The sequence below is a fragment of the Thermodesulfobacteriota bacterium genome (assembly GCA_040756475.1).
In the GTDB taxonomy this organism is placed as follows: domain Bacteria; phylum Desulfobacterota; class Deferrisomatia; order Deferrisomatales; family JACRMM01; genus JBFLZB01.
The window spans coordinates 1-10,491 of record JBFLZB010000163.1 but is presented as its reverse complement, the minus strand read 5'-3'; the positions used below and the strand labels follow the sequence as shown (position 1 = coordinate 10,491).

Genomic DNA, 10,491 nt, shown 5'->3' with positions numbered 1-10,491 from the left:
CGAGGCCGAAACCTGTGAGACTCGGCGCACCGGCTCCCTCAGAGACGCCCCCTCCGAACATCGCGGATTGCGGGGCGGAGCGCAAGGGCTCCCGGACCCCGCTCGCCACCCAGGCGGTGGATCCAGGCCCCTGACCGCCCTTGACCGCCAGGACGCCCCCCTGGTAGCGTCTGGCCCATCCAACCCGTTCCCGCGCCGGCGGCGAGCAAGGAGGAGCCGTGTCTCACTGGAATCAGTATCCTACGCGTTACGTCGGAGATGCCAACCCCAATCGCAAGAAGCACGTCCACGACCTGCGAAACGAAAAACTTAGCTGCACGCTCCACGCAGCCGAGTGGGCCGGGAACACGGTGCCCTTTGCCACCCGGCAGGAGGCCTATGCTGCCGGGTACACCCCCTGCCTCTTCTGCCTTCCCCACGAGAAGGGCGCCGACTAGCAGTATCGGTCCGCCGCGTTCACGAGGTGCCCCATCGACGTCACGATCCTCAAGGGCCACTTCCTGGTGGCCATGCCCCAACTTCGGGACCCCAACTTCGAGCAGACCGTGGTGCTGCTGTGCGACCACGGGCACGACGGGGCCCTGGGTCTGGTCGTCAACCGCCCCACGCCCTTTACCCTGGAAGACATCTATGAGGGGCAGCACATCGAGGGCAAGGGAGGGAGCCGTGCGCCGGTCCACTACGGGGGGCCGGTGCAGCCCGAAATGGGGTTCGTGCTCTTCGAGGGCGGGGAGTACGAGGGGTCCCTCGCCGCCGTGGGGAACGTGCAGTTGGGAACTTCTCTGGAGATCCTGAGGGACATCGCCGCGGACCGCGGCCCCTCCCGCTTCCTCTTCTGCCTCGGCTACGCGGGATGGGCTCCGGAGCAACTGGAGCAGGAACTGGCCCGCAACGACTGGCTGGTGGTGCCGGCGACCCCGCGGATCCTCTTCGAGGTGCCGGCGGAAAAGCGGTGGGACCAGGCGATCCGTGCCCTGGGGATCGACCCGGGGATGCTCAGCGCGGGTTTCGGCACCGCCTGACGCGACCGCACATCCCCTGCCCCAGGGCTGCGCGCTCCGGCCGGGTTCCGCGGCCGACGGGGAATGCGCGCCCGTTCAGTCCACCGTGTGGACCGCGAGTGCTTGTCCGGGCCGGATGATGCTGCGCGGGGTCAGGTCGTTCCAGGTGAGGAGATCGGCCAACTGCACGCCGTGGCGGCGGGCGATGGCCGAGAGGGTGTCTCCCGGCCGCACCTCGTAGTACACGGTGCGGGGCTCGGGGTTGGCGCGCTCCCATTGGGCCAGGCCGCGGGTGAACGCGACCTCGGCCGGCGCGGGCACCCGGATCCGATGGGTGCCGCTGGGCACCTCGGGACCCAGGATGGAGGGGTTGAGCTCCAGGAAGCGCCGGTAGGATACGCCGGCAGCCTGCGCCACGGCCGCCACGGGGATCCCCTGGCGCCGTACCTCGATGGTGGCCTCCGCCAACTCTTCGGGCCCATAGCGCCGGGCGCCCTCCAGGCGGATGCCGTAGGCGGCCGGATTCTCCAGGAGAAGCTTGGCCGCGATGATCCGGAAGACATACCGCTCGGTCTCCCTCGGCAGGCGCAGCCCGTAGTAGTCGGTCCCGCCCTGCGCTTCCATGGCTCGCGAGACCCGGGCTTTGCCCGCGTTGTAGGCGGCCAGGACCGCCGGCCAGGACCGGAAGTGCTCCCAGAGGTCCTTCAGGTGGTCCAGGGCCGCACCGGTGGCCTGCTCCCAGTCGCGGCGATCGTCCCTCCAGGTGGAGCGGTCCAAGCCGTAGGCCGAGCCCGTTCCCGCCATGAACTGCCACGGGCCGGTGGCCCCCGCCGAGCTCACCGCGTCGGCTCGCAGATTGCTTTCCACCAGGGCCACGTACTTGAGGTCGTCGGGAAGGCCGCGGTCGCGAATGGCCTGCTCGATGGCCGGGAAGTACCGGGGGCTACGCTTGAACCACATGGCCGTGCTCACCGGGTTTCCGAGGGCGACCACCAGCTCCATGTCCAGGCGTTCGAGCACGTCCTCCCGGTCGACGGGCACGGGCTCGCCGCAAAGGGTCACCGACTCCGGGACCGGGAGCGAGAGGAGGTGCCCCACCCATGCCCCGCCCTGGTCTGCCCGAGCGGACACGCAGCACAGGATCACCGCACCGAAGACCGCCAGCCACCGCATGGTTTCACCTCGCCGAGAGTGTTCCCCCCCTCCCCTCTCCCATCGTCACGAATCCGCACCGGCTTGATACCGCGACCGCGAGAAAAAAAAGGCGGGGCCTCTCGGCCCCGCCCTCGTTCCTCTGCCTTGCGTGAGCCCGAAGCGCTCAGTAGGAGCGCCGACGGTTGAAGCAGTCCCGGCAGTAGACGGGCCGATCCTGGCTGGGCCGGAACGGGACCTGGGTCTGCTGGCCGCACTCGTCGCACTTGACGTCGAAGAGCTCCCTCTGGGGACGGGAACCGTAGGAGCCCCCTCCGCCTCCGCCGCCGCCGCCTTCGCCGCGGCCTCCCTTGCGGCGCTGCCGGCAGGGCTTGCAGCGCGTGGGTTCGTTGGTGAACCCCTTGGCGGCGTAAAACTCCTGCTCGCCCGCCGTGAATACGAACTCTTCCCCGCAGTCGGTGCAGCTGATGTTCTTGTCCTGGTGCATGGTCCCCGTCCGATCCCTTTCCGCGACCCAGCCCGGCCGGCGAGCCCCATGCCCGGCGGCCGTCCTGCCCTTCCGGGCAGAGACGAACGGCAGTTTACCACAACGAACGCACGAGAAAAGGGCATTTTTCGTCGTCTGGGGAAAGCAGTCCGGGGAGCCTCAGGAAGGTTCGGCGACGAACACCTTGTGGATGTGCAGGGGGGGCACCCTGCGCGCCAGGCGCACCGCGAGCCCGGCTTCCCGCAGCACCCTCTCCACGTCCAGGTCGGTACAGAAGCCCACGCGCTCCATGACCGGGGAGAGCCTCGACTTCAGGGCTCCGTATACGCCCGCCTCTCGGGTGTTGCTCACCACGATCACCCGCCCCCCCGGGCGGCACAGGCGCCGCATCTCCTGGCAGAGCCGCTCGGGCTTCCCCACGGTCGTCACCACGTAGGGTGCCACGACCACGTCGAAGGAGGCGTCGGGGTAGGTCAGGCAGGTAGCATCCCCGCACCGCAGGTCGATCCGGGTACCGTTGCCCTCCACGAGGGCACGCCAGCGCGCCTTGCGGAGCATCTGGCGGCAGATATCCACCCCGATGACGTGGCATCCCGATGGGTAGTGGCGCAGCCCCAGGCCCGTCCCCACCCCCATTTCGAGCACCCGCTCCCCGGGGTGTACGAGCCGCGCCGCCTCCTGGCGGCCCCGCTCCAGGGCCAGACCGAACACCCAGTCGTAGGCCGGAGCCAGAAAGGCATAGAATCGTTTCGAGTAATCCTGATCCAAGGTCTTCTCCCAGAGATGGAGACCGCGTCAGTTTACCCTCCCGCCTTCCGGTGTCAACCGCCTTGAGCCTTGCCCGGGCACCGTTCATAATCCGCTGCCTCATGTCCCCTCCTACCCGCCCGCTGCGCATCCGAGGAGCCCGCCAGAACAACCTGGCGGGTTTGGACCTGGATCTGCCCCACGACCGCGTGGTGGTGGTCACGGGGGTGTCGGGTTCGGGCAAGTCGAGCCTGGCCTTCGATACGATCTTTGCCGAGGGGCAGTGGCGATATCTGGAGTCGCTTCCCAGCTACGCCCGCCTGCTCCTGGAGAAGATGCCCCGGCCCCGGGTGGACAGCCTGGAGAACATTCGGCCGGCCGTGGCACTGGCCCAGCACAACGCGGCGCGCTCGGCCCGCTCCACCGTAGGCACGGCCACCGAGCTCTACGACCTCTTTCGCCTGCTCTTCGCCACGGCGGGCACGGTGCACTGCCCCGCGTGCGGCCGGCCCGGCCAAGCCTGGAGCCCCGATGCTGCCGCCCGCGAAGCACGAGGTCGCTGCCCGGAAGGCCGCCTCGACGTGGAGGTGCCCCTGGGGCGCCTGGATTGGCTCCCCTCCGAGGGGTGGGCCCGCGACCTCCAGGCCCGGGGGTTTTCCCGGGTGCGCCTGGGAGACGCACTCCTCCGCCTGGACGAGCCGGGGATCCCCGAGACGCCCCCGGAGGGCGCGGCCCTGGTGCTGGACCGGGTCCGGACGACGTCGCCCGAGCGCCTGGCTCGGGCCGTGGACGAGGGGTACCGCCTGACGGACGGGATCGTTCGGGTCCGCCCGGAAGCGGGAGACCCCCTGGTCTTCGGCGCGCGCCGGCGCTGCCACGCCTGTGACCGGGACCTTCCGGAGCCGCGCCCGGTGCTCTTCAGCTTCAATCACGCCCTGGGGGCGTGCCCCGCGTGCACCGGCTTCGGGGCGGTGCTGGAGTGGGACGAAGCCAAGGTGGTGCCCAAGCCCCGGAAGACCCTGGCCGAAGGCGCCATCGCCCCTTGGGAAGGCCCCTCCAGCCACTGGTGGAAGGAACAGCTCGTCGGCGAGGCCCCGGCCCTGGGCATCCCCCTGGACGTGCCCTGGTCGGAGCTCGACGCCGAGGCTCGGCGCAAGGTGTGGGAGGGCCAGGCCCCCCTGGAGGGGGTGAAGGACTTCTTCCACTACCTGGAAGGCAAGCGCTACAAGATGCACGTGCGGGTCTTCCTGGCCCGCTACCGGGTGCCGAGACCGTGTCCCGCCTGCCGCGGCGCCCGGCTGCGCCCCGAGGCCCTGGCGGTCACGGTGGGGGGAAGCACCATCTCCGAAGCCGCCGCCCTGGACCTGCGCACCCTGGCCCGCTGGGCCGCCGGGCTCTCCGCCGAGCTCGGAGACCGCGCCCGGGAGATCCTGTGGCGCATCGAGGACAAGCTCGCGACACTCCTCCGACTGGGGCTCCACTACCTGACCATGGACCGCCCCGCCCGGAGCCTCTCCGGGGGAGAAGCCCAGCGGGCCGCCCTGGCCCTGCAGCTCCAGCACCGGCTGGCGGGCACCCTGTACGTGCTCGACGAGCCCACGGTGGGGCTCCATCCCCAGGACGTGGAGGTCCTGGGGCGCGTGCTGGGGGAGCTGGCCGAGCGGGGCAACACCGTCATCGCCGTGGAGCACGACCTCTCCTTCGTGCGCCGGGCCGACCACGCCATCGAGCTGGGCCCGGGCGGAGGCAGCCGGGGAGGCAGGCTCCTGTATGAGGGCCCCCCCGGGGGGCTCGCAGGGGCCCCCACCCCCACGGGGCGGCACCTGGCTCGGCGCGGGGCACTCCCTCGTCTGCGGCCGCCCCGCACGGCCCGGGGGCACCTGGTGCTCCAGGGCTGCCGCCTCCACAACCTTCGGGGCATCGATGGGGCGTTCCCCCTGGGGGTGCTGACCTGCGTCACGGGCGTATCGGGCTCGGGCAAATCGAGCCTGGTCACCGAGACGCTGGTCGCCGCCGCCGGATCCCGGGGCCTGCGGGGAGATGTGGAAGGGGTCACGGTGCAGGGTGCCCCGTTTCCCCGGGCCGTCAGAGAGGTGGACCAGTCGCCCATGGGGCGCACCCCGCGCTCCATCCCCCTCACCTACGTGGGGGCCTTCACGGCGGTGCGCGACGCCTTCGCGGCCCTTCCGGCGAGCCGCCGCCTGGGGTTGACCCCTGGTCACTTCTCCTTCAACGTGGCGGGGGGCCGCTGCGAGCGGTGCAAGGGAACGGGATTCGAGCAGCTCGAGATGCTCTTCTTCGAGGACCTCTACATTCCCTGCGAGGGGTGCGGCGGGCGGCGCTTCCGCCCCGAGGTGCTGGCAGCGCGCTACCGGGGCCGTTCCATCCAGGACGTCCTGAACCTCACCGTGGAGGAGGGGCTGGAGCTCTTCGCCGAGGTCGGCGCCGTGGCGCGGCCCCTGGGTGTGCTGACCGAGATGGGGTTGGGGTACCTGGTGCTAGGCCAGCCCGCCAACACCCTCTCGGGGGGCGAGGCCCAGCGCCTCAAGGTGGCGGCCGAGCTCCTGGACCGGCGGGCCCGGGACCTCCTCTACGTGCTCGACGAGCCCACCACGGGGCTGCATGCAGAGGACGTGGAGCGCCTGGCGGCCGTGCTCCACCGCCTGGTGGACGCAGGCAACACGGTGGTGGTCGTGGAGCACAACCTGGATCTCATCGCCCAGGCCGACTGGGTGCTCGACCTGGGCCCGGGGGGCGGGGAAGAAGGGGGCACCCTGGTGGACGCCGGAACGCCGGAAGAGATCGCCGCCCGCGCCCTGGGTCCCACGGGGCGGTACCTGGGGCGGTGGCTCGGGGGGCGTGAGACGTGAGAAGGGAAAAGTGAGTAGTGAGAAGTGAGAAGTGCCGTCACCCGTCACCCGAGGCCCCCTTGCTCCCTACCCTCCACGTGATCCTGGTCAACCCCGAGATCCCCCCGAACACGGGCAACGTGGCACGGCTGTGCGCGGCCACCCGGACGGCGCTCCACCTGGTGCACCCCCTGGGGTTCTCCACGGACGATCGGTACTTGAAGCGCGCCGGGCTCGACTACTGGGAGCACGTGCGGGTGCACCACCAGGAGAGCCTGGGGCACGCGCTGGCCGCCTCGGGGGCCGGTCCGGTCTTCTACTACTCGGCCCGGGCGCAGCGCCCTTACGACCAAGCCCCCTACGCCCCCGGTTCGCGCCTGGTGTTCGGCCCCGAGACCCGGGGGCTTCCCCCGGACCTCCTGGCGGCCCACGCCGCCTCCACCTACCGCCTGCCCATCTGGGGCCAGGTGCGCAGCATCAACCTCTCCACCGCCGTCGGCGTCGTGGTCTACGAGGCCTACCGGCAGCTCGGGGTGTGGGGCGAAGAGGGGGCAGGATAGGCCGCGGCGCAGATCAGGGGGCTGGGGACCGCGCGGCGAGCCAGGCCTCGATACGCGCCCGGGCTTCGGGCTCGGCCATCTGCACCGGGGGGTGTTTCATGGCGTAGGCGGAGATGGGCAGGAGGGGCCCCGCCTCGCCCCGGTCGCGGGCCACCTTGCACACCCGCACCGCGTCCACGGCCACCCCGCCGGAGTTGGGGGAGTCCTGCACCGAGAGACGGGCCTCGAGCTCGATGGGCGCGCCGCCGAAGCCGACCCCTTCCATCCGCAGGAAGCAGACCTTGTTGTCCTCCTGCCAGGGCACGTAGTCCGAGGGGCCGATGTGGATGCGGTCCGGCGGGAGGGGCTCGGGCAGGGCGGACTGAACGGCCTCGGTCTTCGAGACCTTCTTGGACGCCAGGCGGCCCCGCTCCAGCATGTTGAGGAAGTCGGTATTGCCCCCGGTGTTGAGCTGATAGGTGCGCTCCAGCCGGACCCCCCGCGCAGAGAAGAGCCGGGCGAGGCTGCGATGGATCACCGTGGCTCCCACCTGGCTCTTCACGTCGTCCCCCACGCAGGGGATACCCGCCCGCCGGAACCGCTCCCCCCACTCGGGGTCGGAGACGAGGAAGGCCGGCATGCAGTTGACCAGCGACACGCCCGCGTCGAGGCAGCACTGGGCGTAATAGCGGCTCGCCTCTTCGCTCCCCACCGGGAGGTAGCTCAGCAGGATCTCGGCGCGGGACTCCCGCAGCACCCGGACCACGTCGGCAGGCTCCCCTTCGGCCGCCCGGAAGGCCCGCTCCGGCGGGTAGTCGGCCATGTGGGGCGCAATCCCGTCCAGCACGGGCCCCATCTCCACCGTGACCCCCGAGGGGGGCAGGTCGGGGCACAGGGGCGGAATGCAGTTGGGGGGAGCTCCCAGGGCCTCCTCCAGGGGCCGGCCCACCTTGCGCGCATCCACGTCGAAGGCGGCCACCACCCGCAGGTCCCAGGGCAGGTACCCCCCCACGTCGCGGTGCATGAGCCCAGCGGTGGCGTCGGGATGGCGGCGGTGATACTCGATACCCTGCACCAGCGCCGCCGCGCAGTTGCCGACACCTACCAGGGCGACACGGATCTCGGGCATGGGAGAGACTCCGGGGTTGTCAGTGGTCGGTGGCGGGTTGGGGGTGGCGGGTGGCGGGTTGGGGGGCTATCCATTGCGCCCCAAACGCAGCTTGTCCCGCAGCCACGCCTTGGCGTAGATCCAGAGGCCCGTGGTCCGGCGCTCGCCGCCCCGGGAGGTGAGGCTGCCGTCCAGGTACCACTGGCGGGCCTTGAAGCGCTGGATCTTGCCCGAGGAGGTCTTGGCCAGGGTGTGGGGGGCCACCAGCACGATCCGGTCGGGGCGGCAGCCCGTGGCCTCGCTCACCCGGGCGCGCAGGGTCTCGGCGAGCCCCTCGCGCGGGGCATCCTCCCGCACCTCGGCCACGAGCACCACCTCCTCGGTGCCCCGCGCCTCGTTCTCCACGGCGAAGACCGCGAGCCCCCCCGGCCGCACCCCCGGCACCGCCGCGGCAGCCGCCTCCAGGTCCTCGGCGAAGTAGTTCCGGCCGGCCTTGATGACCATGTCTTTCTTGCGACCGCAGATGTAGAGGCGCCCGTCCACGAAGAACCCCAGATCCCCCGTGTGGAGCCACCCGCCGGCCAGGGTCCGGGCGGTGGCCTCGGGGTTGCCGTAGTACCCCGCCATGACCGAGGGCCCCCGAAGGACCACCTCCCCCCGGGTTCCCTCCGGCAGCGCCGCGCCCGCGTCGTCGGCAATCCCCACCTGGATGGTTTCCAGGGGGCGCCCCACGCTGACCAGGGTCCGGGCGTCCGGGCCCGGGGGCACGGGGACGGCCCGCCCCTGGGTCTCCAGGAGTCGGGCGTCCACGTGCTCCAGGTGGGGCGGCTGCCCCAGGTCGGCAAACGACACGGCCAGCGTGTTCTCCGCGAGCCCGTAGGCCGGGAAGAAGGCTTCGGCGCGAAAGCCGCGGGGAGCGAAGCGCCGGGTGAACCCCTCTACGGTGGAGGGGTGGATGGGCTCGGCGCCGCACAGGGCCACCCGCCAGCAGGAGAGATCGAGCCCTTTGAGGTCCTCGTCCCGGATCTTTCGGGCGGCCAGGCTGTAGGCGAAGTTCGGCCCCGCCGAGACGGTGCCCCGGTGCTCGGACATGGCGCGCAGCCAGCGGACCGGCCGGCGCAGAAAGTCGATGGGGGAGAGCGCCACCAGGGGGATGCCCCAGTAGAGGGAGCCGAGCATGAGCCCGATGAGGCCCATGTCGTGGTAGAGGGGCAGCCACGACACCGCCACGTCGTCGGGGCCGAGCCGGACTCCCTTCCCGATGGCCCGGAGATTCGCCAGGAGGTTGGCGTGGGTGAGCATGACCCCCTTCTGGCTGCCGGTGCTCCCCGAGGTGTACTGGAGAAGGGCCAGGTCCTCGGGGGCGGCGCCGGGGGCGGCGGCAGGGGCGCCGCTGCTTCCGGAAACCTCGCCGGGGACCAGGAAGGCGAGGCCCTGCTCTCCCTCACCGGCCTCCTGCACCGGCCGCAGGAGGGGCCGCACCGCTTCGCTGGTGAGGAGCGCCCGGGCTCCGCTGTTTCGGATGAGGCCCCGCAAGCCCTGGAGGTACTCCTCCACCCGCCCCAGGCGCACGGGCGGGTAGGCCGGCACGGGCACGGCCCCGGCCCGGAGGATGCCCCAGTAGGCCTCGTAGAACGCGCGCTCCGTAGGGAGCACCAGGAGGACCCGATCCCCCGCTTCCACACCCCGGCTGCGCAAGTGGCCCGCCCACCTGCCGGCCCCTTCCCAGAGCTCCCGGTAGGAGAGGGTGCACGCCACCCGGTCCCGGGCATAGAGGGTGAGCCACTGCTGCGCCCCCGATCGGCCGGCCCGGGCCTCGAGGGCGCCAATCAGCGTGGTCTCGCCCGCCAGGGCATCCGTGAAACCGCTCATGGCTTCGGCATGTCTCTCTGCGCGTCCGCCCCGGATGGGCCATCCTCCAGAAGCGCCAGCACCGCGGCGCGCGTGCGGGCGGCCAGGGCCTTCCGATCCCAGCCCGGTTCCGGGTAGAGGGGCTCCCCGAACCGCACCGTCACCTCCACCGGCCCCGCGGGCAGGAGGCGGGTCCAGAGGTGTTTCCAGAGGCTCGGCTCGTCGATCCAACCCCACACCCGGGGGTCCGGGGGCCGGGTGTACCGCAGGGCCGCAGGCACGGCGGGCCTGCCCGTGCGCACGCAGGCCTCGAAGACCATGGGGCGGAACTCTCCCAGGGTGCGGGCGTCCGAGGCAACCCCCGCCTCCGGGAAGAAGAGCACCGTCTCCCCGGCCGCCTGGTGCGCCTCGAGGGCGGCCACGGCGGCCAGGGAGGCCCGGGGGCGGTCCCGCTCCACGAAGACTGTGCCGCCGCAGCGGGCCAGGAGCCCCAGGAACGGCCACCGGGCCACCTCGGCCTTGGCGAGGAACCGCCCCGGAGCAACGGCCCCCAGCACCGGGATGTCGAGATACCCCACGTGGTTGGCGGCCACCAGGGAGCCGGGCGGGGGCGGGCTTCCCTCCTGCCGGATGCGGACCCCCAGGGCCCCCGTCACCAGGAGGCTGAACCACCGCAGCGCCCCCCGGCGCCACCCCGCCGCGGCCAGGCCGCCCAGAACGAGGCCCACGATGGCGGCCGCCGCCAGGCCCGGGAGCC

10 protein-coding genes are annotated in these 10,491 nt (G+C 71.9%); 4 read left to right on the top strand and 6 right to left on the bottom strand.

Going from position 1 to position 10,491, the window contains the following annotated elements:
* Positions 1 to 218 precede the first annotated feature (218 nt).
* Positions 219 to 437 (top strand): hypothetical protein, encoded by a 219-nt coding sequence (locus tag AB1578_18355; protein MEW6489857.1) that lies wholly within the window; start codon positions 219 to 221, stop codon positions 435 to 437.
* A gap of 72 nt (positions 438 to 509) precedes the next feature.
* On the top strand, positions 510 to 1,022 hold the full coding sequence (locus tag AB1578_18350; GenBank protein MEW6489856.1) for a YqgE/AlgH family protein: 513 nt from the start codon (positions 510 to 512) through the stop codon (positions 1,020 to 1,022).
* Between the two features lie 75 nt (positions 1,023 to 1,097).
* Here AB1578_18350 and AB1578_18345 read toward each other — a convergent pair whose 3' ends face one another.
* The 3 genes from AB1578_18345 to AB1578_18335 form a co-directional block, all read right to left on the bottom strand.
* Entirely contained in the window at positions 1,098 to 2,174 is a 1,077-nt protein-coding gene (locus AB1578_18345) for a transglycosylase SLT domain-containing protein (protein ID MEW6489855.1), read from the bottom strand.
* 145 nt (positions 2,175 to 2,319) lie between these two features.
* Entirely contained in the window at positions 2,320 to 2,640 is a 321-nt protein-coding gene (locus AB1578_18340; protein MEW6489854.1) for a zinc-ribbon domain containing protein, read from the bottom strand.
* A 159-nt stretch (positions 2,641 to 2,799) separates the two neighbouring features.
* Entirely contained in the window at positions 2,800 to 3,408 is a 609-nt protein-coding gene (locus AB1578_18335; GenBank protein MEW6489853.1) for a class I SAM-dependent methyltransferase, read from the bottom strand.
* Positions 3,409 to 3,509: 101 nt separating this feature from the next.
* Between AB1578_18335 and uvrA the strand changes: the two genes are divergently transcribed.
* Together uvrA and AB1578_18325 are read left to right on the top strand one after the other, a co-directional pair.
* Positions 3,510 to 6,257, top strand: a complete 2,748-nt coding sequence (uvrA, locus tag AB1578_18330; protein MEW6489852.1) for an excinuclease ABC subunit UvrA — start codon at positions 3,510 to 3,512, stop codon at positions 6,255 to 6,257.
* A 59-nt stretch (positions 6,258 to 6,316) separates the two neighbouring features.
* A complete protein-coding gene (locus AB1578_18325) occupies positions 6,317 to 6,796 on the top strand; it encodes a tRNA (cytidine(34)-2'-O)-methyltransferase (protein MEW6489851.1) in 480 nt (159 codons plus the stop codon).
* 13 nt (positions 6,797 to 6,809) lie between these two features.
* Here AB1578_18325 and AB1578_18320 read toward each other — a convergent pair whose 3' ends face one another.
* From AB1578_18320 to AB1578_18310, 3 genes are all read right to left on the bottom strand, one after another.
* Entirely contained in the window at positions 6,810 to 7,904 is a 1,095-nt protein-coding gene (locus AB1578_18320; protein ID MEW6489850.1) for an inositol-3-phosphate synthase, read from the bottom strand.
* A 66-nt stretch (positions 7,905 to 7,970) separates the two neighbouring features.
* Positions 7,971 to 9,755: a fatty acyl-AMP ligase gene (locus tag AB1578_18315; GenBank protein MEW6489849.1), complete on the bottom strand. Its 1,785-nt coding sequence runs from the start codon at positions 9,753 to 9,755 to the stop codon at positions 7,971 to 7,973.
* Positions 9,752 to 10,491, bottom strand: a 740-nt coding sequence (locus AB1578_18310) for a lysophospholipid acyltransferase family protein (protein MEW6489848.1), incomplete at its 5' end; no start/stop codon positions are given. The genes AB1578_18310 and AB1578_18315, both read right to left, overlap by 4 nt.

Coding starts and splice junctions, on each gene's coding strand:
- AB1578_18315 (MEW6489849.1), bottom strand. CDS start 9,755: ATGAGCGGTTTCACGGATGCCCTGGCGGGCGAGACCACGCTGATTGGC.
- uvrA (MEW6489852.1), top strand. CDS start 3,510: ATGTCCCCTCCTACCCGCCCGCTGCGCATCCGAGGAGCCCGCCAGAAC.
- AB1578_18320 (MEW6489850.1), bottom strand. CDS start 7,904: ATGCCCGAGATCCGTGTCGCCCTGGTAGGTGTCGGCAACTGCGCGGCG.
- AB1578_18350 (MEW6489856.1), top strand. CDS start 510: ATGCCCCAACTTCGGGACCCCAACTTCGAGCAGACCGTGGTGCTGCTG.
- AB1578_18340 (MEW6489854.1), bottom strand. CDS start 2,640: ATGCACCAGGACAAGAACATCAGCTGCACCGACTGCGGGGAAGAGTTC.
- AB1578_18345 (MEW6489855.1), bottom strand. CDS start 2,174: ATGCGGTGGCTGGCGGTCTTCGGTGCGGTGATCCTGTGCTGCGTGTCC.